28 protein-coding genes are annotated in these 26,537 nt (G+C 30.6%); 1 reads left to right on the top strand and 27 read right to left on the bottom strand.

Features of this window, described 5'->3' with window-relative positions:
* Nucleotides 1-64: 64 nt before the first annotated feature.
* The 6 genes from rpmA to KGF48_RS05830 all read right to left on the bottom strand — a co-directional run bounded on the left by rpmA (nt 65) and on the right by KGF48_RS05830 (nt 5,098).
* Entirely contained in the window at nt 65-355 is a 291-nt protein-coding gene (gene rpmA / locus KGF48_RS05855) for a 50S ribosomal protein L27 (protein WP_003419086.1), read from the bottom strand.
* A gap of 13 nt (nt 356-368) precedes the next feature.
* A complete protein-coding gene (locus KGF48_RS05850) occupies nt 369-686 on the bottom strand; it encodes a ribosomal-processing cysteine protease Prp (protein WP_227839894.1) in 318 nt (105 codons plus the stop codon).
* 14 nt (nt 687-700) lie between these two features.
* Nucleotides 701-1,012 (bottom strand): 50S ribosomal protein L21, encoded by a 312-nt coding sequence (gene rplU / locus KGF48_RS05845; protein WP_003419082.1) that lies wholly within the window; start codon nt 1,010-1,012, stop codon nt 701-703.
* A gap of 100 nt (nt 1,013-1,112) precedes the next feature.
* Complete coding sequence (locus tag KGF48_RS05840; RefSeq protein WP_227839892.1) at nt 1,113-2,534, bottom strand: Rne/Rng family ribonuclease; 1,422 nt, start codon at nt 2,532-2,534, stop codon at nt 1,113-1,115.
* A gap of 19 nt (nt 2,535-2,553) precedes the next feature.
* Nucleotides 2,554-3,252: a TIGR03936 family radical SAM-associated protein gene (locus KGF48_RS05835; RefSeq protein ID WP_227839890.1), complete on the bottom strand. Its 699-nt coding sequence runs from the start codon at nt 3,250-3,252 to the stop codon at nt 2,554-2,556.
* Nucleotide 3,253: 1 nt separating this feature from the next.
* The gene (locus KGF48_RS05830) at nt 3,254-5,098 is read right to left on the bottom strand and encodes a TIGR03960 family B12-binding radical SAM protein (protein WP_227839888.1); all 1,845 of its coding nucleotides are present in this window, start codon (nt 5,096-5,098) and stop codon (nt 3,254-3,256) included.
* Nucleotides 5,099-5,415: 317 nt separating this feature from the next.
* Here KGF48_RS05830 and KGF48_RS05825 point away from each other — a divergent pair, with 317 nt between their 5' ends.
* Nucleotides 5,416-6,609, top strand: a complete 1,194-nt coding sequence (locus KGF48_RS05825) for an FprA family A-type flavoprotein (protein WP_227839886.1) — start codon at nt 5,416-5,418, stop codon at nt 6,607-6,609.
* A gap of 143 nt (nt 6,610-6,752) precedes the next feature.
* On the opposite strand, the gene KGF48_RS05820 is transcribed toward KGF48_RS05825, so the two are convergent.
* The 21 genes from KGF48_RS05820 to KGF48_RS05720 all read right to left on the bottom strand — a co-directional run bounded on the left by KGF48_RS05820 (nt 6,753) and on the right by KGF48_RS05720 (nt 26,342).
* A complete protein-coding gene (locus tag KGF48_RS05820) occupies nt 6,753-7,166 on the bottom strand; it encodes a methylglyoxal synthase (protein ID WP_227827075.1) in 414 nt (137 codons plus the stop codon).
* Between the two features lie 40 nt (nt 7,167-7,206).
* A complete protein-coding gene (gene rodA, locus KGF48_RS05815) occupies nt 7,207-8,337 on the bottom strand; it encodes a rod shape-determining protein RodA (protein WP_227839879.1) in 1,131 nt (376 codons plus the stop codon).
* Between the two features lie 84 nt (nt 8,338-8,421).
* Nucleotides 8,422-8,706: a cell division topological specificity factor MinE gene (minE, locus tag KGF48_RS05810; protein WP_054273171.1), complete on the bottom strand. Its 285-nt coding sequence runs from the start codon at nt 8,704-8,706 to the stop codon at nt 8,422-8,424.
* Nucleotides 8,707-8,723: 17 nt separating this feature from the next.
* Entirely contained in the window at nt 8,724-9,521 is a 798-nt protein-coding gene (minD, locus tag KGF48_RS05805; RefSeq protein WP_227434079.1) for a septum site-determining protein MinD, read from the bottom strand.
* A 23-nt stretch (nt 9,522-9,544) separates the two neighbouring features.
* The gene (gene minC / locus KGF48_RS05800; RefSeq protein ID WP_227434078.1) at nt 9,545-10,228 is read right to left on the bottom strand and encodes a septum site-determining protein MinC; all 684 of its coding nucleotides are present in this window, start codon (nt 10,226-10,228) and stop codon (nt 9,545-9,547) included.
* A 98-nt stretch (nt 10,229-10,326) separates the two neighbouring features.
* Nucleotides 10,327-13,305 carry a penicillin-binding transpeptidase domain-containing protein gene (locus tag KGF48_RS05795; RefSeq protein ID WP_227827072.1) on the bottom strand — a complete coding sequence of 993 codons (2,979 nt, stop codon included), beginning with the start codon at nt 13,303-13,305 and terminating at the stop codon, nt 10,327-10,329.
* Nucleotides 13,306-13,316: 11 nt separating this feature from the next.
* On the bottom strand, nt 13,317-13,805 hold the full coding sequence (gene mreD, locus KGF48_RS05790; RefSeq protein WP_227434076.1) for a rod shape-determining protein MreD: 489 nt from the start codon (nt 13,803-13,805) through the stop codon (nt 13,317-13,319).
* A gap of 15 nt (nt 13,806-13,820) precedes the next feature.
* Nucleotides 13,821-14,714, bottom strand: a complete 894-nt coding sequence (gene mreC, locus KGF48_RS05785; protein ID WP_227827071.1) for a rod shape-determining protein MreC — start codon at nt 14,712-14,714, stop codon at nt 13,821-13,823.
* A 9-nt stretch (nt 14,715-14,723) separates the two neighbouring features.
* Nucleotides 14,724-15,785, bottom strand: a complete 1,062-nt coding sequence (locus tag KGF48_RS05780; RefSeq protein WP_285891643.1) for a rod shape-determining protein — start codon at nt 15,783-15,785, stop codon at nt 14,724-14,726.
* A 70-nt stretch (nt 15,786-15,855) separates the two neighbouring features.
* Nucleotides 15,856-16,515, bottom strand: a complete 660-nt coding sequence (gene radC, locus KGF48_RS05775; RefSeq protein WP_227827470.1) for a RadC family protein — start codon at nt 16,513-16,515, stop codon at nt 15,856-15,858.
* A 44-nt stretch (nt 16,516-16,559) separates the two neighbouring features.
* Nucleotides 16,560-17,144, bottom strand: a complete 585-nt coding sequence (locus KGF48_RS05770) for a Maf family protein (protein ID WP_227839877.1) — start codon at nt 17,142-17,144, stop codon at nt 16,560-16,562.
* Nucleotides 17,145-17,363: 219 nt separating this feature from the next.
* A complete protein-coding gene (locus tag KGF48_RS05765; RefSeq protein WP_227827469.1) occupies nt 17,364-18,335 on the bottom strand; it encodes an RnfABCDGE type electron transport complex subunit B in 972 nt (323 codons plus the stop codon).
* 15 nt (nt 18,336-18,350) lie between these two features.
* On the bottom strand, nt 18,351-18,926 hold the full coding sequence (gene rsxA / locus KGF48_RS05760) for an electron transport complex subunit RsxA (protein ID WP_054269663.1): 576 nt from the start codon (nt 18,924-18,926) through the stop codon (nt 18,351-18,353).
* Nucleotides 18,927-18,940: 14 nt separating this feature from the next.
* Nucleotides 18,941-19,534, bottom strand: coding sequence for an electron transport complex subunit RsxE (gene rsxE, locus KGF48_RS05755; RefSeq protein WP_227827069.1), 594 nt, complete (start codon nt 19,532-19,534; stop codon nt 18,941-18,943).
* Between the two features lie 12 nt (nt 19,535-19,546).
* Nucleotides 19,547-20,116 carry an RnfABCDGE type electron transport complex subunit G gene (locus KGF48_RS05750; protein WP_227839875.1) on the bottom strand — a complete coding sequence of 190 codons (570 nt, stop codon included), beginning with the start codon at nt 20,114-20,116 and terminating at the stop codon, nt 19,547-19,549.
* A complete protein-coding gene (locus tag KGF48_RS05745; RefSeq protein WP_227434071.1) occupies nt 20,116-21,093 on the bottom strand; it encodes an RnfABCDGE type electron transport complex subunit D in 978 nt (325 codons plus the stop codon). Before KGF48_RS05745 ends, KGF48_RS05750 begins: the two co-directional genes overlap by 1 nt.
* Before the next feature lie 22 nt (nt 21,094-21,115).
* Nucleotides 21,116-22,453: an electron transport complex subunit RsxC gene (gene rsxC, locus KGF48_RS05740; RefSeq protein ID WP_227827067.1), complete on the bottom strand. Its 1,338-nt coding sequence runs from the start codon at nt 22,451-22,453 to the stop codon at nt 21,116-21,118.
* A 215-nt stretch (nt 22,454-22,668) separates the two neighbouring features.
* Nucleotides 22,669-23,613 (bottom strand): hypothetical protein, encoded by a 945-nt coding sequence (locus KGF48_RS05735; RefSeq protein ID WP_227867818.1) that lies wholly within the window; start codon nt 23,611-23,613, stop codon nt 22,669-22,671.
* Between the two features lie 109 nt (nt 23,614-23,722).
* On the bottom strand, nt 23,723-25,006 hold the full coding sequence (locus KGF48_RS05730; RefSeq protein ID WP_227827065.1) for a C40 family peptidase: 1,284 nt from the start codon (nt 25,004-25,006) through the stop codon (nt 23,723-23,725).
* Between the two features lie 131 nt (nt 25,007-25,137).
* Nucleotides 25,138-25,509: a VOC family protein gene (locus tag KGF48_RS05725; protein ID WP_227434067.1), complete on the bottom strand. Its 372-nt coding sequence runs from the start codon at nt 25,507-25,509 to the stop codon at nt 25,138-25,140.
* Between the two features lie 233 nt (nt 25,510-25,742).
* Entirely contained in the window at nt 25,743-26,342 is a 600-nt protein-coding gene (locus KGF48_RS05720) for a hypothetical protein (protein WP_227827063.1), read from the bottom strand.
* Between the last annotated feature and the right edge of the window lie 195 nt (nt 26,343-26,537).

Genomic DNA, 26,537 nt, shown 5'->3' with positions numbered 1-26,537 from the left:
ATACTATTATAAATTCATCAGTATTATAAGAAAAAGGAGTGCCTCAACACTCCTTTTATGTATATTACTCAGCTATTGCTACTGGATATATACTAACTTTTTTTCTCTTCTTGTCTTTTCTTTCGAATTTAACAGTACCATCAACTAATGCAAATAAAGTATCATCGCTACCTTTTCCAACATTAGTTCCTGGATGTATTTTAGTTCCTCTTTGTCTAACTATTATACTTCCAGCAGTTACTAATTGCCCATCGAATCTCTTAACACCTAATCTTTTAGATATAGAATCTCTACCATTTTTAGAAGAACCTACCCCTTTTTTAGATGCTAATAATTGTAAATTCATGTTTAACATATGGAGTCACCCCCTACTTTTTTAAAATTTTTATATTTTTTGGGTATTCCCGTTTAATTTCTTCAACCGCTAATTGAAAGTGATTTAGTAATAACTGTGCATCTTTTAGATATGTATCTTTAACGATACATTCGATATGCCCCTCTTCTCCTACTACTTTTTCAAATTCAATCTTTTGTAACTTGTCTAAAGAGTTTATAACTGCAATAGCATTAGACGTAACTGCAGCACAGACTATATCATAGCCTATTTCAGCAAAATCAGCATGTCCCTTTAAACAAAAACCTTGCAACAAGAAATCATCATTATAATAATATTTAACCTTTATCATAACTAGTCCAATAACTAAGCGTTGATTTTTTCTACAACTATCTTAGTGTATGATTGACGATGTCCTTGTTTTCTTCTGTAATCTTTTTTTGCTTTATACTTGAAAACTATAACTTTCTTAGCTTTACCTTGCTCAACAACTTTTGCTTGAACAGATGCTCCTTCTACTACTGGAGAACCTAATTTTAATTCTCCATCTTTAGAGCAAGCTAATACTTCGTTTAAAGTAACAACATCACCTGCGTTAGCTTCTAACTTTTCAACGAATAATACATCACCTTCAGAAACTTTATATTGCTTTCCACCAGTCTTTACTATAGCGTACATTAAATACACCTCCTCGGCCTCAAACTCGCCAGTACAAGGTACTTCATTAGAAGATTTAGACCTTTACTGTGCGGCATTACAATTATTAATTATAAAATATTTACATTTTATTGTCAACTACTTTATCAAAAATAACATTTGTTTTGTTGTGTTTTAATGCGCTGTTTGCGTTTAAAGAAATTTTTATATTATATTTTTCACCAATTTTATCAATTATATCCATATAATCCTCTTTTATTTGTTTAAAAACAAAATCATTGAATTCTATTATTATGTTTTTGTAAACTGTATGCTCACTTATTCTCATAATTTCTTTTTCGACACTATCTACTATATGATGTATAGATTTTATAGCTTTCATTCCATCACAGCATGGGCAAGCCATTAAATAATACTTATCAACAGACTCTTTTTCTCTTCTTCTTGCAACTTCCACTAAGCCAAGTTTTGTCATGCCTAACACTTCAGCTTTTCTCTTATCTTTACTAAACTCTTCCTCTAATATGTGTAATACCTCATTTTGATATTTCTTTTTATACATATCAATAAAATCAATTATTATTATTCCAGCTATATCTCTGATTCTAAGTTGTCTTACAATTTCCTTTGCAGCTTCAATATTTGTTTTATAAACAGTATCATCAAGTTTACCAGTTCCAACAAACTTACCTGTATTTACATCTATAACGGTAAGAGCTTCTGTCTTTTCTATTATTAAATAACCACCACTCTTTAACCATACTTTTTCATTTAATAATTTTTCTATTTGAGATTCTATTCTATATAAATCAAATACATCTTTATTTTCTTCAAGGCATAATTTATCAATATAATCATTATTTATAAGCTTCAAAGTAGGTTTTAATTCACAATATTTATCATAATTATTGGTAATTATAGACTCAATCTCATCATTTACATTATCTTTTACATATTTAGTTGCAAAATCTAAGGACTTATATAATAACTTTGGTCCTATACCAAGTTTATATTCTTTTAAAATATTATCATACTTCAACTTCAACTCTTCTATATCTTTTTTTATTTCATCATGAGTACATCCTTGAGCTTCAGTTCTTATTATTAACCCCAAATTTTCTTTATTCACTGCTTTGGTAATTTTTTTTAATCTAAATCTTTCTCTTTCATCAGTAATTTTATTTGATATAGTCGTTCTGTCGTTGGAAGGTATATAAACAATATACCTTCCAGATATACTAATTTCAGTATTTAATTTTGCACCCTTAGTACCAATTTCTTCTTTATTTACTTGAACCAAAATATCTTGACCAGATTTTATGGTACTTTCTTTTTTTAACTGTAAATAAGCAAGTTTCTTAAATCCAATATCTACAAAACATGCTTCTATTCCTGGTATAACTTTTTTTACAATTCCACGATATATATTGGATACAGTTTTTTTATTTAAATTATCTTCAACAAAAAGTTCTACTAACTTTCCATCTTCAAGCACTGCTGTTTTCTGAGACCCTATTAAGGACTCAATAACTATCTTCTTCACAACTTCACCTCTCACGAACTTACATAGGAGTCACTAATTCCCCATCTTCTAATACATATAAATCTCTTCTCAATATATCAACTTCTAATGGGTCAATATCCAGTTCAAACATCTCTAACATTTTAGGAATAAGTATATTAGTATTTAAATTAGTTTTTGAGCCTGTAGCTATAGTAGCCGTAAGAGTAATATGGTCATCTTCTAAATTTAAAACATCAAAAGTTCTTATCATAGGTCTTATATCAACTTCAACCATTTTTCCTTTTTTATTCTTTTTTGTTATGATTATTTCTTTATTATTCATAAAGTCAATTACTTTTCTTTTTACAAATTCTTTAGTCAAAGGTCTTTTTAAATCTATATTAAACAGATACTCTCCATAATCTATCACAGAAGAAAGAGAAGGTGTCTGTCTATCAATTTCCTTTGCTTTAATAAACTCTATCCCCTCTGGAAGTTGAACTGACACTTTACCTAAAAACTCATCTACCGATAAATCATCTTCTATCTCAATATCTACATACTCGCCTTGGCTTTCTATTCCTAATGCTAAAGCATTACCATAACTCATCTTAGGATGAGGGTTAAATCCTTGAGAATGCGATAAATTTATTTCAGCTCTCCTAAATGCTCTTTGTAATAATCGTTGAAGGTCAAGATGTGATATATATATCATATCACCTTCTTTTTTAAATTTGACTCTCATTATTTTACTCATATTAACAAAGCCCCCTTCCTATATCATGTATATTTATTCCACAACCATTACAATTATGTCTGCAATCAGAAGTGATTTTTTCTTTTTTAGCATTTTCATCTTCTCTAATCAAGAATTTTTTACTTACACCTACATCTATATGGTCCCAAGGGAATACCTCTTCATACCCTCTATTTCTATGTGCATAGAAATCTATAGAAAGATTGTTTTTTTCCATAGCTTCCTTCCATATATCTAAACTGAAGTGTTCTGCCCAGCCATCAAATTTTGCACCTAATTTAAATGCGTCATATATAACTTTTCCTATCTTTCTATCTCCTCTAGCTACTACAGCTTCCATTAAGCTAGTCTTTGAATCATGGTAGTTATATTTTATATTGTTATTTCTCAATTTATTGACTAAATGTCTTTGCTTATCAACTACTTCTTCTGTCGTATCTTGACCATGCCACTGGAAAGGTGTAAATGGTTTTGGTACAAATGTAGATGTACTTACTGTAACACCAAAGCTTCTCTTTAGCTTTCCTCCATTTACATTTCTGTAAATATCAATAACTTTATAAGCTAATTTGGCTATTCCATCCAAATCGTCATAAGTCTCAGTTGGCAATCCAATCATAAAATATAGTTTAACACTATTCCATCCCATTTCAAAAGCTCTTTTTGTTGCATTTTCTAAGTCTTCTTCTGTAACACCTTTATTTATAACGTCTCTAAGTCTCTGAGTTCCTGCCTCTGGAGCAAAAGTAAGTCCAGACTTTCTTACTTGTTGTATTTTATCAGCAATCTCCATTGAGAAATTGTCTAATCTAAGTGATGGAAGTGAAATTCCTATATTATTAGATGCATATTCGTCTACTAAATAATCAGTAAGCTCAGACAACTTACTATAATCACTTGTACTAAGTGATGATAATGATATCTCATCATATCCAGTATTTTTAACTAATTTGTCAAGTATCTCTTTAAGTCTTTCAACACTCTTTTCTCTTATTGGTCTGTATATCATACCAGCTTGACAAAATCTACATCCTCTTGTACAGCCTCTAAACAATTCTAACACTATTCTATCATGAACAGTATCTATATAAGGTACTATTAATTTTTCTGGATAATCTACAGTTTCAACATCTTTTATTATCCTCTTAGTAGGACTCTTAATAATCCCTTCTCTATTAGGAGTTACACTTTGAACTGTGCCATCTTCATTGTATTTAACATCATAAAAACTTGGTATGTATACTCCTTCTATACTTGATATTCTGTATAAAAAATCATCTCTAGTTGTTTTATTTTTCTTCCACTCTTTATACTCATTTACTACTTCTAAGTTAACTTCTTCACCTTCACCTAATATTACTACATCTACAAAATCTGCTAAAGGTTCAGAGTTATAAGCACAAGGACCACCAACCATTATAAATGGGTCTTCCAATTTTCTTTCTTCTTTTAATATTGGTATATTAGCTAAATCTAATATATTTAAGATATTAGTGTATGAAAGTTCATATTGAAGTGTAAAAGTAACAAAATCAAAGTTTGTTATAGGCTCTCTTGACTCTAATGCAAATAATGGTATATTTTTTTCTCTCATTATATTTTCCATGTCAACAGCAGGAGAATACACTCTCTCACAAAATACATCTTCACTTTTATTTATTACATCGTATAATATATGGCTCCCTAGATGACTCATACCAACTTCATACAGGTCTGGAAAGCAATGTGCATATCTTATCAATTCACTATTACTAGTATCTTTATGAATTGAATTTATTTCATTCCCAAGATATCTAGCAGGCTTTTCTACTTTTTTTAAGATTTTTTTTAAGTCTACTTTATTCATTTATTAAAATTCCTCCAAACAAGTTCTTTATTTTTATTCTTATTTATAAGTAATATTATACACGATAAAATATTTTCTATCAAAAATATAACTAAAATATTGAATTTAAAAGCTATATTATTCACAAAATAGGATATCTAAAAATATTTAATAATATTTTCTATTAAATTTTTATTAAAATACAGATTTTTTACTAAATATGATATATTATAAACATAAAACTATGTTTTTAGTGACTTATAATGACATCTTTTGTTTCACTAACCTCAAAATGGGGTATGTTATTTATATAATGATAATTTTTAGGAGGGTTAAAAATGAGTAAAGTTTTTGAAGTAAAAAAAGATATCTACTTTACTGGCGTAGTAGATGAAGGTTTAAAAGTATTCGACATAATAATGGAAACTGAGTTTGGGACAACTTATAATTCTTACTTAATAAAGGACGAAAAAACGGTTTTATTTGACACAGTAAAAGCAAATTTTAAGGATGAATTTCTAAGTAATTTATCAGAAGTTACTGATATAGCTAAAATTGACTATGTTGTAGTCCATCATACAGAGCCAGACCATGCTGGTAGTTTAAAATACTTATTAGATTTAAATCCTAATATAGAAGTTTATTGTACTAAAGCTGCTAAATTATACTTAGATGGTCAAATAAATAGACCTTTTAATTGTCATGTAATAAAAGATGGTGAAGTTTTAAATATCGGTAAGAGAAATCTTAAATTTATAACTGCTCCATTCTTACATTGGGTTGATACAATGTTTACTTACATTGAAGAGGACAAGACTCTTTTAACTTGTGACGCATTTGGTTGCCACTTTGCAAGTGTTGATGCAGAAGTGGTAAACAGTGAAGATTATCTAAAATCAGCTAAACATTACTATGATTGCATAGTTAAGCCATTTGCTAAGCACGTTTTAAGTGCTGTAGATAAGGTTGTAGGAATGAACATAGAATTTGATACTATATTGACTTCTCATGGTCCAATGCTTACTAAAGACCCAATGGCGGCTGTAAAGAGATATGTTGAGTGGTCTACAGAAGCTATTAATACAACTAATCAAAATCAAGTTTCTATATTCTACTTATCAGCTTATAGCAATACTTTAGAAATGGCTAAAAAGATAAAAGAAGGACTTGATAAAGAAGGTGCAAAAGCTGAATTATATGATTTAGAAAATATGACATTGACAGAGATGCATGATACATTAGTAGTATCAAAAGTAATACTATTAGGTTCTCCAACTATAAACAAAACAATGGTTAAACCTATGTGGGATTTATTCTCTGTTATAGACCCAATGGCTAATCAAGGTAAGATAGCAGGAGTATTTGGTTCATTTGGTTGGAGTGGTGAAGGTATAACTATGGCTGAAACTTTACTTAAAGCTATGACATTCAAAATGCCTGTAGAATCTCTTAAGAAAAAATTCTTCCCTAGTGAAGAAACATTAAACGAATGTATGGAATTTGGTGCAAAATTTGCAAAATTAGTTAAATAGTTATTTTTATTTAAATGACATATATCTATAGTCCATCATTCAAATTATATAAAAAACTTATATTAGAGTTTTTATCTTATAGAGCAAATTAAAATGAGGTAGCTATTTTAGCTACCTCTAATTTTATATACTATTTATTTTTATTAGACACGCTGACTTTTGTTCTTCCTAACTTCTCTCCATGATAGTTCTCCCCTATCAAGAGCTTTTATAAATATTTCCGCAGAAGCTAGATTTGTAGCTATTGGAACGTGGTACACATCACAAAGTCTTATCAAAGCTTGTATATCTGTTTCATGAGGTTGAGATGTAAGTGGGTCTCTCAAAAAAATAACTAAATCTATCTCTTGTGTCACTATTAAAGAACCTATTTGCTGGTCTCCGCCTAAAGGTCCAGATGCCAATCTAGTAATCTTTAATTCAGTTTCATCCATTATTCTTTTTCCTGTAGTTCCAGTTGCATATAGTCCATATTTTTTTAAAATCGCTTCATAACCTATACAAAATCCTACCATAGTATTTTTCATTTGGTCATGTGCTACTAATGCTATATTCATTATACTCAATCTCCTCAATTTATGTTTAGAAGTCTTACACTTAGAAATTTATTTTCTTTCTTCTCATACAAACATTTAGTACTAATCCTAAATTGGCTAAAGATGTTAATAGTGAACTTCCTCCATAACTTACAAAAGGTAATGTTACTCCTGTTACCGGAATTAACGCAACAGTCATAGCAATGTTTTGGATTATCTGGTAAGCAAACATACCCATAACACCAACTACAATGAGGGTTCCATAAAAATCCTTAGCATCTCTTGCAATTGCTAAAATCCGTAATAGAAATATTGCAAATAAGATTATAAGCACTGCCATTCCTATTACACCAAGTTCTTCACCCACAACAGCAAATATAAAGTCACTGTCTTGTACTGGTAAGAAATCTTCTTGGTTCTGACTTCCATTATATAGACCTTTTCCAGTCATACCACCAGAGCCTATTGCTATCAAAGATTGCATAACCTGATAGTTTCCCTTTAATGTTATATCTTCTGGATTTAGGAAGGCTTCTATTCTTACTTTTTGATGGTCTGCCATCATTAAATACATCAATGGCATTGATACCAATAGTATTATTATTCCTCTTTTTATTAGCTTAGAACTAAGACCTGCTGTAAACAGCATTGCAAATACCATACAACAAAATACAATTCCTGTTCCTAAGTCTGGTTGAGCAAGTAGTAATCCAATAAATGGAAGAGAATAAACTACAACAGGTATAACTTCTTTTAATGTATTTAATTTATCCTTTTTTGTCTCAAGTATCTTTGCATAACTAAGTACAAATGTTAATTTGACTATTTCAGATGTTTGCAAATCAAGTGGACCTAAATTTAACCAAGACCTTGCTCCAGCTCTTTCTACACCAATTCCAGGTAATAAAACAAGAGCTAATAAAACAAGGCTTATTATATAAAGAGCTTTATAGTACCTTCCTAGAAGATTATAGTCAAAAAATAGTATGACTATAATCATTCCTATTCCAAGCACAAAAGCTAGTCCTTGCTTAAGTAATTGCTCATATGAACCTGTAGAATTAGCATGTGTTGCACTACTAAGTATAACAAGTCCAAAAATAAAGATAGCTAATACTGTAACTATAAGTTTCCAGTCTAACTGTTTTATCAACTTAATTGTCGACTTATAATTAATATTGATTTTTTTCAAAGAATCACCGTCTTTCTATCTTTAAACACATAATTAAATAAAAGGGGCATATACCAATAAGGATATCCCCCTTTTAAGCACTAATTACATACATCTATCTTTAATATTCTTTAATGGTATATTAGCAACTAATGCAGATACAGGTTTGTCATCATGTTCACCTCTGCATTTAGACATTTTTATTTCAAGGCCATCTTCTTCTATTTCTGCATAGTTGGCTATTACTTTTAAAATATCTGTTTTTATCATCTCTAAAAGTTGTGGTGAACAATCTACTCTATCATGAACTAAAACTAGTTTTAACCTCTCTTTAGCAACAGATTTACTAGTTTTAGCTTCGTTAGAAAAAACTCTAAATAAATCTAACACAGATGTATCCTCCTTTGCTACTTAGCCATGCTAAACATTTTTTTTAGTCTACCAAAGAATCCATCTTCAACTTCAAGTTCAAGTAGAGGAACTTCTTCATTTAGTATCCTTTTTGCGATATTTTTGTATGCTTGACCAGCAAGAGATTTTGAATCAAGTATTGCTGGTTCCCCTTTATTTGTTGATATAATTATACTCTCATCATCAGGAACAAGACCTAATAAATCTATTGCTAGTATTTCTATTATATCTTGTTTGTCCATCATGTCTCCACGCTTAACCATATCATTTCTAATTCTATTTATAACTAATCTTATTTCTTTTATTTCATTTGCTTCTAATAGACCTATTATTCTATCTGCATCTCTTACTGCTGATATCTCTGGATTTGTAACCACGATAGCTCTATCTGCACCTGCTATTGCATTTTTAAATCCTTGTTCAATACCTGCTGGGCAGTCTATTATTACATACTCGAAAGATTCTTTTAATTTTTCACATAGGTCAACCATTTGCTCAACTGATACAGCATTTTTATCTCTAGTTTGTGCTGCTGGTAATAAATATAGATTATCAAATCTTTTGTCTTTTATTAGAGCTTGCTTAAGCCTACAAGTTCCTTCAACAACATCTACTATGTCGTAAACTATTCGATTTTCAAGACCCATTACTACATCTAAATTTCTAAGTCCAATATCTGCATCTACAACTACAGTTTTTTTATTTTCTAGGCTTAGCGCAGTTCCTAAGTTTGCTGCGGTAGTAGTTTTTCCAACTCCACCTTTACCGGATGTTATAACTATAACTTCGCTCATAATACTACCCCCTATTTTTCTTTCTATTTGTCCAACTTTGACAAATAGCTTTCGATTACAATTCTTCCATTACTCACAAAGGCTATTTCTGGGCTAATTTCTGATTCAATTTCATAATTTTCTTCATCATCTGGAGCTTCTGCAATATTATCTGCTATTTGCAATATTTTTGGATTAAGATTTCCAGCAACAACATAGGCAAACTCATTACCCTCTGAACCTGCATGCACAAAACCTTCTATTTTCCCCATTACAAAAACATTTCCTCCTGCTACAACCTTAGCACCAGCATTTATATCTCCCATAACAACTGTATTTGATTTTGAAATGACCTTTGAACCAGGTCTCATATCATTTAATATGACTACGTCACCTTCAAATTCAATATTTTCACCAGATCTTAGGGTATTGACATATTTTGTTTGAAAATTATTATTTTCTTCAATTTTTTGATCTTCAACAAATTCCACATCAAATCTAGAAGTAATTCCTTCTTTTAATTCTAGAATCTCCATGTCAGTTAAATAATCACTGTTAATTTTACTAATTTTAGCACCATTAAAAAAACCAACATATGCTTCCAATTTGTTTATTATATTTTCTTGTATTTCTTCAAATGGAGCTTCTCTTTTTATATTTACTATTATCCCTCTTTTATTACCCTTGAACTCTACTAGTTCTTGACTACAAATTTCTCTTAAAGACATAACAACCTCCAGAGTGATATATCATTTATATTCTTCAAATGCGCTTTAAACCCTTTTATTTTTTCTACATAAAGCTAAAGTTTATAAATGGATTTAGCTTATCTATTGATTTGTGACTCGAAATTTATATTTTCGTCAGAAGAATTATTAACATCATCCGTCTTGTTGTCTTTTTTGCCATTAGTTGGCTCTAATCCCATATATGTTCCAATAACTTCTCTAGTTGGTAAAAGTGAGAATACACTTGAATCTCCTTGAGGAATTACACATACAACAGCTATTTCTGGGTCATCTGCTGGTGCAAATGCAACAGTCCATGTAAAAGAACCATAATCTGCTTTAAACTTATCTATTTGGTCATCTGTTATTTTTGGATTTAATTCTTTTATAGCTTTTCTTAAATATGAAGAATTCACTTTATCAGTATCTTCTAATTTAACTTTTACTCCATCTTCTAATTCTTCTTCTAATTTCTTTCTTTCTTCGTCTTTTAAATCTTTATTTTCTAGTTTTTTCTTTATTTCTTTTTCTTTAGCTAATGAAAGTTCTTTTTCTTTTTCTGCCTTCATCTTATCAGCCATTTTAATTGCATCATTTAGATTAACATTATAAGATGACATATGACTCTTTAAATATTCATATTCATTATCTGTAGGTATTTTACCACTTTTCTCAGCTGTACCAGTCTTTGCTGCTACATCTATTGGGAAATCAGCAAAAGCACTTTTTGCTGTACCTTGTCTCGCAACCAATTTCATACCTTTTGTTAGTTCCTTTAGATTATCAGGATTTTTGAAAGCTATTTTTTCTACTTTCTTTTGGTCATTGATTTTTACTGATGAATAATCACTTGAAACAGCTCTATCAACTACAGATAATTCTACTAAATTACCTCCATTTGCTATAGCAGCTACGTATCTTGATATTTGAGCTGGTGTATAGGCATTTTCACCTTGCCCTATAGCTAAGTTGAATGTATCAGCAGTACTCCATTTTGCAAAGTTAAAGTAACTAAATACTGCCATATCTGCTACATCTTCCACTCTATTTTCTTTAACGTCCAATTTTTTCAATCTATTCATTGTTTCTACTCTACCAGGAGTTTTCTTTTCAGCTGCCCAACTTACAATTTCATCGATTCTTTTTTCGTATTCTTTAGGATTTTTATCTCTAGTTATATCAACAAAGTCATTGGCCATTTCTCTATCTAAAGCTGATTTTAACAATGCTTGTGTTGATTTTAATTTATCCTCTGTACTAGGCACCTTACCTGCTCTTTCTTCTACTTCGTCTTCAAGCCCAGTATTTTCATCTAATCCAAATAATTTTGCATACTCAAGTATCTTATTTGCATTCATATCTATGCCAATACTTTTTCCATCTGGCCATGTCTTACCTGTACCAATAGTTGCCATATATATATTACAAGACTCTTGTATAGCTTTATATAAATTTGTCATACCATGATTTCCTCTACCATGGTTCCACACATAGTCCCCAAATGATTTTTTCCCTAACATAATAACTCCAGGGTCATTTATAGTGAAATTTGGATTTAGGCCATTTTCTAAAGCTGCCATTGAAGTTACCATCTTAAATGAAGAACCTGGCTGGAATTCCCCTTGTGTAACTAAGTTTAATAGTGGACTTCCTGCTAGTAAGTCATTTGGATTCTTTGGTTGTAGTGCTTTATAGTCTTCTGTAGAAATACCCTTTGCAAATTTATTTGGGTCATAGTCAGGATAACTTGATGAAGCTAAAACTTCTCCATTTTTAACATCAATAGCTATAAGAGCTGCTGATTGTGCCTTTCCTGCATATGCACTAATTGGCTTATCCCCAAACTTACTTTTAAAAGTACCTCCTTTTGAAGCAACTTCTATTATCTGTTTCAATGCATTATCTGAAACCTCTTGTAAATCTTTATCTAATGTAAGGTATACAGTATCTCCTGATTTAGGTTTTTTAGATTCAATCTCTTTACTGATTCTACCCAATGCATCAACTTTAACCATTTTATAACCATCAGTTCCTCTTAGCTTGCTTTCATTACTTTTTTCTACTCCTGCAAGACCTACCATATCTCCTGTTTTATATCCTTTTTGTAGATATGATTCTATTTGAGTTGATGGCATTTTTCCTACATACCCTAACATATGTGAAGCTAAAGTTCCATTAGGATAATATCTCACTGGTTCAACTGCTACTGAAACACCAACAAGGTCCATAGCACTTTCTTCAATCTGTGCAATGGTAGTTTCTCCTACATCTTTTGCAATTGTTACTGGATTATATTGAGAATATCCTTTTGATTTTATTAAGTCTCTTACAACCATTATTTTTCTTGCATCTTCATTACTTAAACTTTTATCAATCTTAAATGCATCACTATTTCTTACTTTTTCAAACGCTTTTTCAGCACTTAAATTAGTCTCTTTTATTTTATAACTGGCCAACCAATCTCTCTTATCTCTCTCTGCTGTAAACATCCATTTACTAACTAAAATAGGAGGATAGTATCCATTTTCATTTAGTTTTGCTTGTAATTTTGTTGCATCTAGCCTTTTATCTTCTTGAGACAAGATTCCTGCTGATATAAGTTTATCTACCAAGTAATAAAAACTCTCTTTAGCATTATAATCACTTGGTATTCCATTTTCTGATTTATATTCTCTAATCTCTCTGTCATATGTATAATAGTACTTTCCATTTTCTACATATATAGGAAATTCATCTACATATTCTTCACCATTTTTCTCAAGTAAATTTATAAGCTTCAATGATATTTCATTTGCTCTTGAACGCTTATTAGCATCTTTTTTATTAATATCGTTACCTGAAACCTGAACCGTAAATAAATTTTTATTTCCTGCTAGCAATCTTCCATATCTGTCTTTTATTTCTCCTCTTGGAGCTTCTATTGCCAATTTTTTATATGTTTTATTTTCAGCTAACTCATTGTAGTATTCATATTTAAATGTAGTCATGTAGACTATTTTTACTAAAATAGCTAAAAATATCAAACTTATGACTATTTTCATTATTTTCAATCTATCAACTTGTTTATTTTCTTCCATGAAATCACCAACTAATCTTCTTTAAGTTTTAAAACTGCTCTTTTAGACAAGCGATATATTATTAAACCAATTAAACTATTCACTATTGGTGCTACTAGTAGACCCTTTACTAAAAGTGTTGATATGCTATAGCTTTGATAGATTATACTAGATGTACCTATATTGACAATTGAATCAATTAAACTTCCTATTAAAACCAAAACGAAAGTAATAATATAGCTACCTTTATATAGTTGATCCCTCATGTGCCCAATCGCATATGCAATAACAAACAAAACTAATGCATTTACACCAAGAATTCCACCAATGGTTATGTCCTTAATAAGCCCTATTATGGCTGCTATAATTCCACCCTCTAATTCATCCAAATAAAGAGAAATTATAGTCACATATATAAGAACTAAATTAAAGCTTATACCAAAAATATTTATATAATTTGTTATACTATTCTCTATAGTCATAACCACAATACCCAATAGACAAAGTAAAACTTTTTTCATTGTTTTTTATCCCCTTTATCCTATATTTCTTGGTTCTATGACTACAACGTCATCTATATTCTTAAAATCAACATAAGGTTTTACAACTACATATTTTAGTGATTTATCTTTATCATCAATTACCTTTTCAACCTCACCAATTGGTATGCCTTCTGGGAAAAATCCAAGACCAGATGTTGTTACTATATCTCCTTGAATTACATTATATGATGAATCAAACATATAACCTTGTAAGTAGCCTTTACTATTATAACTATCCTTATTGTCTAAAGTAGTATTTTGAGTAATCGCGCCTTTAGCACTAGCATTTTTTGCTAATTTAAAACTTACAGATGATTTAGAATCTAATAGTGAAATTGCCTTACTATAATCGTTAGAAACTTCATAAACTATACCAACTAGACCACTGCCATTCATAACTATACTTTCTTTTTTTACACCTGAATTTTTTCCCGCACCTATTATAAAACTCTCATACCAATTTCCATCATTTTTACCTACAACACTTGTAGAGATACTTGTTGCTTTATATTTTTCCTCTACAAAGTTAAGTGTCTTCTTTAATTCTTCTAATGATTCTGTCTTATCTAATTTGGTATTCAAGGCTATAACATCTTTTTTAAGTTTTTCATTTTCTGATTCTAATTTTTTTACCTTCTCAGAGTTATCTCTATAATTTAAGATATCTTTAAAACCATTTTTTATAAATGAAAATCCATCATTTACTCCTTTTCCTACACTTGTAATAGCATCTGATGCTATTCCTAAATTTACTGGGCTTCCATTTGAAAACTTACCAATTGATATACCCACAATTCCAATTAAAGTGATAGCAACTACGCCCGTTGCTATCACTTTAACATTAATCCTTTTTTTCTCATTTTTATTCTTGTCAAATCTCAAGGCCATCACCAACTTCTAATTTTTAGCATTCATCATTAATACTTTTTCAAAAATTTCTTGGTCTTCAACAGATTTTCCTGTTCCAAGTGCAACACAATCAAGAGGAGCTTCTGCTATTTGAACAGACATTCCTGTCTCTTGTGTAATAAGTTTATCAAGGCCTCTAAGCATAGCTCCCCCTCCTGTTAGCATTATTCCGTTTTCCATTATGTCTGATGCTAATTCTGGTGGAGTTTTTTCTAATGTAGATTTTATAGCATCTACTATTGAACTCACAGGCTCTTTTAATGCTTCTCTAACTTCTGTAGAACATATTTCTATTGTTTTAGGTAATCCTGATATTAAATCTCTACCTCTTATTTGCATATTTATTTCTTCATCATCTTTAAATGTAGATCCTATGCTAATCTTAACATTTTCAGCAGTTCTTTCACCTATCATAAGATTATATTCTTTTTTTACATAGGCAACTATAGACTCATCAAATTCGTCTCCACCAATTCTTATAGATTTAGCAGTAACAATTCCTCCTAGAGATATTACAGCTATTTCTGAAGTACCTCCACCGATATCAACTACCATATTACCTTCTGGTTCTTCAACCTTTAATCCAGCTCCTATAGCCGCTGCCATTGGTTCTTCTATAAGGAACGCATCTTTAGCACCAGCTTGTCTTGCAGCTTCTTCTATAGCTCTCTTTTCAACTTCTGTAACTCCAAAAGGAACACATATAGCTATTCTTGGACTTACAACACCTTTTTTGTCAGCTGCTTTTTGTATAAAGTAACTAATCATTGATTGAGTTATATCAAAGTCAGCTATTACTCCATCTTTCATTGGTCTTATAGCCACTATATTTCCTGGTGTTCTACCTATCATTTTTTTAGCTTCTTCACCTACTGCTAAAACTTCTTTACTGTCATCTCTTATTGCAACAACTGAGGGTTCTCTAACAACAATACCTTGTCCTTTTATGTAAACTAATGTATTTGCAGTCCCTAAATCTATTCCCATATCCTTTGTCATCTTGTTAAAACTAAAAAAACCTCTTTTTTCTTTCTTTTTTTCCTTAGCCATGATTTTACTCCTTCCTACTAATTAAGAATCATGTTTAAAACATTCTCCTACTATTTTATCACATATAAAGTCAAATTATCATATTTTCTTTAAAGCTAAAGTATAATCCATCTCCAATTATTATATGGTCAATTATTTCAATCCCAATTATTTCTCCACATTTAATAAGTCTGGATGTAATATTTTTATCTTCCTTTGATGGTTCTACACTTCCTGAGGGGTGATTATGCATCACTATTATTTTACTTGCACTTCTCTTTATAGCTTCTTTAAAAACTTCTCTAGGATGGACTAATGATGAGTTTAAAGTCCCTACAGATACATCTACATCAGATATTATCTCATTTTTTGTATTTAAAAGAACTGCCTTAAAAACCTCTTTTTTCAAATACCTCAGACTATTCATATAATATTTATGTATATCCCAAGGATTTTTTATTTTATACTTCATAGGTTTAAAACTAGCTACTCTAAAGCCTAGTTCTAAAGCTGCTTTAATTTGGGCTGATTTTGACAATCCAATTCCATCTATATTACACAGCTCCTCTATTGTCATTTCTTCTAAATGTCTAATACCCTGAATATCTCTATTTATTATATAGTTAGCTAACTCGATGGCGTTTTTATGTTTGTTGCCAGTTCTTAAAAGTATAGCCAACAATTCAGCATTTGATAAGCTTTTTACTCCTTCAGCAAGCATCTTTTCTCTGGGTCTTTCCTCTAGTGCCATTTCTTTTACCTTAATGGTTGAATTAAATGACTTTTTCAGATAAATCACACTCCATAAAAAAGATTTATATTAAAATGTTCCTTTAGCAAGTCACCTAACCTTGAAATTGGAAGTCCAACTATATTAAAATAATCTCCTCTAATTTCTTCAACTAGCAAGGCTCCATATCCTTGTATTCCATAAGCTCCTGCTTTGTCAAATGACTCTTTAGTTTTCAGATAATCCTCAATATCTTTTTCTGATAACGTTTTAAATTTTACATCGCTGATTACATAGTCAATTATTTTTTTATCTCTGCACAAGTTTATTAAGCTAATACCTGTTATGACTTGATGCTCTCTTCCAGATAGTCTCCTTAGCATGTCTCTTGCACAAGACTCATCTTTAGGCTTTCCTAAAATAGCATTATCTAAAACAACAACAGTATCAGCTCCAATAACAACATCTTCATTATGTTTAGATGCTACAGACATACTTTTTTCAAAAGCTAATCTCATAACTAAATGTTTTGGTGCTTCACCTTCCAATATAATCTCATCAATTTCACTTTTAATTATATCAAATCTTACATTTGTATTCTCTAGAATTTCTTTCCTTCTTGGAGAGGCTGATGCCAAGATTATATTCATTTATTCACCTCATTTGTACGTAATTTGTACCTATTTAGTCTATCACTATATTGTAAAAAATTCAACAGAAATGTCGAACCTTTTTTGTTACACTATTGTTATATTTATTACCAATAAAATAAATATACATAAAATAGAGGTATGGAAATTATTCCATACCTCTGTTTTATGTACTCATTAGAGATATGGAAATTATTCCATATCTTTATTTTGTCCATATTACAAAATTTTAATAGCTTTCTTTGGACATTTTTCCATACATAAATGGCATCCTACACATTTGTCTGCATCTACCTTATGTTTTTCTTTTAATTCACCTTCTATTGCATCAAACTTACATTGTTTTTTGCACACTGTACATCCTACACAAAGTTCTTGGTCAATAGTAACTTTCTTTCTCTTAGCTATATCACCTGAAATTACTTTTGTAGGGCATTTTTCTACACATTGCATACAACCTACACACTTGCTAGGGTCTATTTTAGCTATTTTGTTTTCAAATATTATTGCATCAAATTGACAAGCTTTTACACACATTCCGCAACCAATACATCCAGCAGTACATTTTTCTTTAACAGCTTTACCAAATTCTTTGCTATTACATTCTACAACTATTGATTGGCTTTCTGGTTTTGTAATTATTATACCCTTAGGGCATGCTTCTTTACATTTTCCACAGTTAACACATTTTTCTTCATCTATTACTGCTACTCCATCAACTATAGAAATAGCATCAAATTTACAAACAGTCTTACATGTTCCAAGACCTAAACATCCAAACTTACACATTTTAGCTCCTGAATTTAAAACATTTGCTGCTCTACAATCAGATATTCCTTCATACACGTATTTATCTTTTGCGCTTGAACAAGTTCCTTTACAAATAACTTTTGCTACTTGTTTTTCACCTGCTTCAGCACTTACTCCCATTATTTCTCCAACTTTTACACCAACATCTGCTCCACCTACAGGACAACCATTAACTGGTGCTTTTCCTTCAACTATTGCACTTGCAAGACCTCCACATCCTGGAAATCCACAACCACCACAGTTAGCACCTGGAAGTACTCCTAGTATAGCTTCCACTCTTTCGTCTACTTCTACAGCAAACTTTTTAGAAGCAAAATCTAATACTATCCCGAAGATTAAGCCCATAATTCCTAAAACTACTACAGCCGTAAGTATCACTATTTTCACCCCTCTTTTTTATAGCTTTATAAGTCCTGTAAATCCTAAGAAAGCTATTGACATTAAACTTGCTGATATAAGTGTTATAGGGAAACCTTTAAACGCTTCTGGTATATCAGCTAATTCTAGTCTTTCTCTTATACCTGCGAATATTACTATTGCTAAAGTAAATCCTGCTCCTGCTCCAAATCCGTTTATTATTGTTTCTACTAAGTTATAACTTTTTTGAACATTAACTAGAGCTATACCAAGAACTGCACAGTTTGTAGTTATAAGAGGTAAGTAAACTCCTAATGCTTGATATAAAGATGGACTCATCTTTTGAATTACCATTTCAACGAACTGAACTATAGAAGCTATAACTAAAATAAAAGCTATTGTTTGTAAAAATTCAGTTCCAGTCTTTACTAATAAAATTTGTATAAAATAAGTTATAATTGAAGCTAGAGTTAGAACGAATGTAACTGCAACTCCCATCCCTACTGCTGTATCAACTTTCTTAGAAACTCCTAAGAAAGGACATATACCCAAGAACTGAGATGTTATAACGTTATTAACAAGAACGATACTTAAAAATAAAAGTATTAAATTCATTTATTACACCTCCACTACGCTTTTTTACTTCTTAATTTATTAAATCCTGCAAATAAGAATCCTAATGTTAAGAATGCACCTGGTGGTAATATAAATATTAATACTGGTTGGAAAGATGCTCCAAATAAAGTCATTCCAAATAAACTACCATTTCCAAGTAATTCTCTAACTGCACCTATTATTGTAAGTGCAACAGTAAATCCAAGACCTTGACCTACACCATCAACAATTGAAGCTAGTGGACCAGTTTTAAAAGCAAAACTTTCTGCACGAGCTAGTATTAAACAGTTAACAACTATTAATGGTATATATATACCAAGAGCCTTATCAAGAGCAGGAACATATGCTTTTAAAACCATTCCTACTATTGTAACAAATGTAGCTATAATTACTACAAATATAGGTATTCTTATCTTATCTGGTGTAATTTTTCTTATTAAAGATATAACTAGATTTGCACATATTAAAACTGCTGCTGTTGAAAGACCCATACCAATTCCATTTATTGCTGAAGTTGTAACGGCTAGTGTTGGACACATACCTATAACTTGCACAAATGTTGGGTTCTCATCTATTAGCCCATTTTTAAATACTTTAGCTAAATTCATAATTAACCCTCCTTATTTATTAAGAGCACTATTGAAAACATCTATCGCAGCATTTACTCCTGTAGTAACTGCTGTAGATGTAATAGTTGCACCTGATATTGCTAATATTTGATTCTCTGCTGTTGTACTTCCTTTTGCTACTTCAAGAGGTTCAGCAGTTTTTCCTTTGTATTGACCTTTAAATGCATCATCCTTAGCTTTTGCTCCAAGTCCTGCTGTTTCTGTCATATTACCAATATCAACACCTGTAACTTGGCCATCAGCTGATATACCTACCATAACTTCAATTTCTCCACCATATCCACTTGGTTTAGCTTTTAAAGTATATCCTACTACCTCAGAACCATCTAATCCTTCATATACCTCAGCTATAAGACCATCTCCAAGGTCTTTATAAGTACTTTCCTTCATTTCCTTAAACTCTTTTGCTTCTGGAAGTACTGCTTTTCTAAGTTCATTGTTTGCTTGTATGTTTCTTTGTTCTATTACTGGAGCTGTAACTTGATTTGTAGCTCCAAGTGCTAATGAGGCTATTGCACTTATAGCAAGTAAAGTTCCACCTAGTCTTACCATACTATTCATTATTTAGCCACCTCCCCAAACACTCTGTTTCTAACAAACTTATCTATAAGTGGTGCAAGACAGTTTACTAGTAGTATTGAGTAAGATACACCTTCTGGATATCCACCATACATTCTTATAACAGTTGTTATAAGACCTGCTAATACAGCATATATGATTTGACCTTTTTTAGTCATAGGCGAAGTTGTATAATCCGTAAGCATGAAGAATCCACCTAACATAAGGCCTCCAGCAAACAGTTGATATATTGCAAAATTTATATTAAATCCACCTAAAAGGAATGTTAATATAAATACAGTTGCTATGTAAAATACTGGGATAACATAATTTATTATGCCTTTATACATTAGGTATACTCCACCTAATAATAATAATATTGCTGATGTTTCACCTATACATCCACCAATATTACCAATCATCATATCAGCAAGGCTGATTCCATTACTAGAAAGGTCAGCTAATCCTGCTGCTCCATTTTTCAAAAAACTTAATGGTGTTGCTGTAGTAACTGCATCTAAATTTTTACCTATCCAATTAACACCTGGTTGAGTCCAAGCAGTCATTGCTACTGGAAATGATGCTAATAAAAATGCTCTTGCAGCAAGTGCTGGATTGACAAAGTTACATCCAATTCCACCAAATACCATTTTAACTACTAATATTGCAAATATTCCTCCTACTAGACACATCCACCAAGGAAGTGATGCTGGTACGTTAAATGCTAATAATAATCCTGTTACAACAGCTGAAAAATCTCCTATAGTACTTTTATGCTTCATAAGTTTTTGATATAAAAATTCAGTACCTACTGTACCAAGTATACAAAAAAACATAGCACTCAATGCATTAAGTCTAAAGAAGTATACTCCTGCTACTGCTGCTGGAAGGAGTGCTATAATAACTTGTTTCATTATATATGAAGTATCTTCATTACTTCTCACATGAGGAGAAGATGATACTATCAACTTATTTTCCATCGTTTTTCCCCCTTAACTTTCTTTATTTCTGAGCAGCTTGCTTTCTTCTCTTTGCTCCTATTTCTCTTTTTGCTGATCTTATAGATTGAAGTAATGGTCTTCTTGCTGGACAAATAAATGAACAAGACCCACATTCTATACAATCCATAGCTCTATGATATTCAGCTGTGTCATAATCTTCCTTCAAAGAATATGCACTTATGAAAAGTGGTTGTAAGAATGATGGACATACATCTGTACATCTTCCACATCTTAAACAATTTTGAACATCTGGTGTACGTGATTCTTCTTCATCTAAACATAAAATTCCTGAAGAACCTTTATTAGTTGCTATTTCAATAGTATATTGAGTCATACCCATCATAGGTCCACCCATTATAACTTTACCAACTTTTTTACCTTCTTTAAAACCACCACATTGGTCTATTATTTCTGAAACTAATGTACCAACTTTTGTTATTAGGTTTTTAGGTTCTTTGATACAACTACCTGTTATTGTAGTAATTCTTTCTACCAAAGGCATCCCTGTTTTAATAGATTTAGCTATTTGAGCTGCTGTGGCAACGTTGTCAACAACTGCACCTGCTGCTATTGGCAATCCGCCTGATGGAACTTCCTTACCTGTACACGCATAAATAAGTTGTTTTTCTGCTCCTTGTGGATATTTCACTTGAAGGCCAACAACTTCGATTTCACTATAATCTTTAGCTACATTTTGAATTGCTTCTATAGCATCTGGTTTATTTGTTTCAATTCCTATAAATCCTTTTTTAACATCTAATACTTTCATTAATGCTCTTAAACCAAATACAACATCTTCTGGGTTTTCCACCATTAATCTGTGGTCTGCAGTTAAATATGGCTCACATTCTGCCCCATTTAATATAACTACTTCTGCTTTACTATCTGGTGGAGGAGATACTTTTACATGGTTAGGGAATGTAGCTCCACCCATACCTACTATTCCTGCCTCTTTTATGATACCTACTATGTCTTCTTTGCTCAAATCCTCTAACTGACCTTTTGGTTGAACACTTTCATGTAATTCTTCCTTGAAGTCATTTTCTATAACTACACATTGAGCTGAACCACCTGGTACTTCATGTTGTTCAATAGCAATAACTTTACCTGATACTGAAGAATGAACGTTACATGAAACGAAACCTTGCTGTTCACCTATTTTTTGCCCAAACTTTACTTCATCACCAACTTCAACAATAGGTTTAGCTGGTGCCCCTATATGTTGTTGAAGAGGAATGTAAACTATCTTTGGAGCTTGAGCTTTTTCAAGTGCCTTTGTGTTAGAGTACTCTTTTCTATATGGAGGATGTATCCCTCCCTTAAAAGTTAAGAGTTTCATTGTTTTACCCCCTTATCTATAAAAAAACATTTTTTCTGCCTTCTATAAGTATACTATATATATTAAAAAATCTTAACAATTGTTAAAAAAATATCCCTATTTTTATAATTTATTTTATAAATCAATGCCTCTTTATTAAGTTAAAACGAGGAAAAGGATTGTCTTATTAAACAATCCTTTTCCTATAGCTTTCTAAAGTCTAAATTTTCTGTATTTTATTTTATAGAATTTATAAACAAAGAATACTCTTGCATAGATGATAAAAGTAGACTTTTACTTACACTATATTTTTCTTCATTTGCTGCTTTTGAGGCAGTATCAATTTTTTCGTTTATGTTGTTTACATAACCAATTAAATTATCTTTAAATAAACGCATTTCAGAATAATCAATCTTTTCCGCTTCTTTTGATATATTTTGTGATATTGCCTTTCTATTTGTCAAAATAGTATTATATTTTTCCATATCTACATTATTTTCATCATTCGACCAAAAACTTGATTCTTCTTTAAAGTTTGTTATTAATTTATTTAACTCTTTTGATATACTATCTATATAAGCATAATTGCTTGTATATTCTAAAGATAGCATAGGTGCATCTAAATGAGATAAAAACGCATCTGGAAATACTTTTCTTATAGAACTCATATGTTTTCTAACTTCATTTTCATCAAAAGAAGAGTATGTTTGTATTTTTTTTACTCCATCTTTCTCCATAACTGAAAAAGGTATATCGCTACTAACTAATGATGTTTGTATTTTTTTCAAATCATCATCATTATCTATTGCAGCAACTTGGATAGTATATGTATCCCATCCTTCAATAGTAGCTAATTTTACCTCTTCTGGTTCCTTGGTATTATTTACTGCTTTTTCTGAATTATTATTTTGATTATCCTTTGAATTGGTTTGCGATTTAGATTTTTTTCCATTTTTTATGGCATTTAATTCATCAGATATATCTTTATAAGTTATATCTGATGAACTATTTAGAAATGGTATTTTAGCTGATATATACTCTAACATCTTGCTATCTTTTATTTTTGTATAAGAATAATAGCCAATTAAACATAAACAAGCAATAGTTATTATATACTTACGCACATCTATCTTATGTCTATTATTATTAAATCCTCTGTATATCGTCTTTCTTCTATTCATTAGTTTGTCCCCTCCCAAAATTATATTATTAATAAAGTATATTTTTAAGAGTCTCAATTTATGAATAGAAAACTTATTTATTTTAATTTTTTAATAAAAATTATATCTACTAAGCGAATCTTCTTGCTCCAAGTAATGCTTTAGACCAATATGAAGTAGTCAAATTGTCCACTTTAACCTTATTAGGATTAGTTTGAGTTCCACTACAATGTATAAACTTACTATTGCCTACATATATACCTACATGGTTCGTTGCTCCATCTCCATCAGTATCAAAGTAAACTAAATCTCCTGGTGCATAGTTACCCATAGAAACTGCACTTCCAAATTGAGCTTGCTCTCTAGAAACTCTTGGGATAGAAAGTCCAACTGAGTGTTTAAAAACATACTGTGTAAATCCAGAACAATCAAACTTATCTGGACCTGAGGCCCCCCATTGATATGGTATTCCAATAAGGGTATATGCAAAGTCTACTACTTTTGAACCATTCACAGTCGATTTATCTGAATTTCCAATAGATGAAGAGTTTGAATTACTATTAGATTGGGAATTACTATTAGACGATGAACTAGAGTTTTCTTTTAATCCTTCATTAGTCTCAGAAATATAACTAGAACTTACCCATCCAGTTGTCCCATTTGATAATTTCACTTTATACCATCCATTATTTTTGGCTTTTAGCTCAACAACATCTCCACCACTTAATTTTCCTATTACAGAATAGCTTGTCCCAGGGCCACTTCTTACATTTAAACTTACAGTGGATGTTACTTTCCCCTTCTTGCCTTCAAGCGATACTTCACTAGATTGATTTTTATCAGTGTCGTTATTATTGTTATTAGTATTACTTGAATTAGAATTATTTGTTCCAACATCTTCTGATGTTTTTGAGATATACTGACTACTAGCCCATCCAGTAACTCCATTTGATAGTTTTATTTTATACCATCCATTACTTTGTTCTAATAGCTTTACTACATCTCCATTATTTGCTTTACCAACTAATGAATAGTTTGTACCTGCACCACTTCTTATATTTAATCTAGAACTGACATTTACTTTTCCATTCCCACTAATAGATGTTCCACTTGATGTTGAATTATTTTGGTTTGAAGTACTTCCAGATGAACCACTCGTTGATATGTATTTTGCACTTCCCCAGCCAACAACAGAACTTGATACTCTTACTTTATACCATCCATTAGATTTTTCTAAAATTTCTACAGTTTTTCCCTTGTATAACTTTGCTACTTTGTCACAATCAGCACTTGGCCCGCTTCTTATATTTAAAGCACTAGCTGTCACAACTCCCTTTTCAAGGGCACTTGCATGTATAGAACTAACAGATACTGCTACTGCTCCAATCCCTAAAGCCGTTATAGCTTTCTTCACTACTATCACTCCCCCCAACATATTTTTATAATCATAAAGTCATACCACTATTATCCATTTTTAAGAACTATATTTTAATGATAACTTATTCTATTATTAATTGTAAAGAAATTATAATTATATTCTTAAAATTAATGATTCTTAGGAAGTATTTCAATCCAATAATTATCTGGGTCCGCTATAAAATAAATTCCCATACTTTCATTTTCAAAACATATACAATCTAAGTCTTTATGAAGTTTTTTTGCCTCATCAAACTCTTCAACTTCTAAAGCCAAATGGAACTCATTATCCCCTAAATTATATGGTCTATCCCAATCTCTAAGCCAAGTTAACTCTAATGTATGGCTAGTAATCCCATCTCCTAAATAAACTAGTATAAAACTTCCATCTTCTGCTTCTTTACGTTTTACTTCTTTTAGACCTAAAGCTTTATCATAAAAATTCAAACTTTTTTCTAAGTTAGTAACATTAAAATTATTATGGCAAAAACTAAACTTCATTTTGAAATCACTCTCCAATTTTTACTTTTTTTATATTATATCATTATTATAACTTTATTTAAATCAAATTAAGTTAAAAATTTGAATAATGCTGTGTAATACCTAAGTAGCATTAAATTATTTAAAAGAATATGTCAAAAAAAGAATAAGTTCTATTAAACACATGAAAAAATTGTACTCAAGTTATCTTGATTGTGTAAAATAATAGAACTTATTTTTTAAAATTTTTATATTTAATTTTTAATTTTTTCTTTTATAATATAGTTTATTACTTTTTTTCTAATATCTTCAGCACTATAATCTTCCTCTATTTCTATATCCAAAAGTTTTGCTATTGATTTCATATCTTCTCTAGTTTTTGACCTATAGCTTGATATCAATTCATCTTTTATTTTCTCAGGTTCTAAAAGATATTCTTCATCTCCTCTTTTGAAAGTAACGTATTTTTGAGCATATGAATTTCTATTATAGTATATATACCTTGATATTTTTCTTAAAATCTGATTATATGAAAGTCGCTTATTAACATTAAGCTTTAAGTACTCTGAAAAAGCAAATAGCTCTTTTTTTGATTTAAATAATGTTTCTTTTTTGATGGTTCTTGATATCGAAGTTACACTTTCTTGATATGCACACTTTTTTAACATTTTTAAATATACTCTATTAAGACCAATACTTTGATTGAATTTTTTTATATTATTATTAATAACTTTATCCAAATTACCTTCAAAGTATTTTTTTGCTCCTTTTTGTGATACATAACTCTCAAGTTCTTTGTGGGCCATATCAAGTATCATTTTTTTTAAATCTTCTTTATATCCTCTAGACTCCATGATACTCCCTCCCTTAGCTATTTATAGTATATTCAAAAAGTTTAAGAAATGTGAATCTTTCTCGAAATTTTTTACTTTTTATGTATATATTAATTTAAAAGGGGAGATAATAGTAATGTAAAATCAAACATACTCAATCTCCCCCATTTTTAGACCTCTATTACTCCCCCAATAGAGGTCTTTTTTTATTTTATT

Origin of the sequence: Clostridioides sp. ZZV15-6388, assembly GCF_020657755.1 — a bacterium.
GTDB lineage: Bacteria > Bacillota > Clostridia > Peptostreptococcales > Peptostreptococcaceae > Clostridioides.
Note: the sequence above shows the minus strand (reverse complement) of the source record. Positions and strands in the feature narration are given on the sequence as shown.